The sequence below is a fragment of the Pseudoalteromonas sp. GW168-MNA-CIBAN-0100 genome (assembly GCF_040309225.1).
GTDB classification, from domain to species: Bacteria; Pseudomonadota; Gammaproteobacteria; order Enterobacterales; family Alteromonadaceae; genus Pseudoalteromonas; species Pseudoalteromonas arctica.
Genome location: NZ_JBEOOL010001199.1, coordinates 1 through 229, shown reverse-complemented (window position 1 = coordinate 229; position 229 = coordinate 1). Strand labels below are relative to the sequence as shown.

Sequence of the window (229 nt, the reverse complement as noted above, 5' to 3'; positions counted from 1 at the left end):
CGCACAAAGCCAATGCCATCATATTGGCTATCTAAAACATAGCGTCCGGCTAGCAAATACTGCTCTTGCACATCGCCTGCTTCATTGCGTACAGCACGTTTGGTCATTTGACTAAAATCTTGATCCATTAACCTAAAGGTGGTTTGCAAACCATTTAGCTCGGCTATTTTATCATCCGAAGCTTCTTTTGCGCGGGTAGTGGTATCTAATATTTGGTGCGTGGCCATAA

At 43.7% G+C, this 229-nt stretch carries 1 protein-coding gene; it reads right to left on the bottom strand.

The features are described 5' to 3' along the window. Window positions 1-229: type II secretion system protein GspJ (locus tag AAEY62_RS25200; protein ID WP_350637242.1), on the bottom strand; the 229-nt coding region annotated here is incomplete at both ends.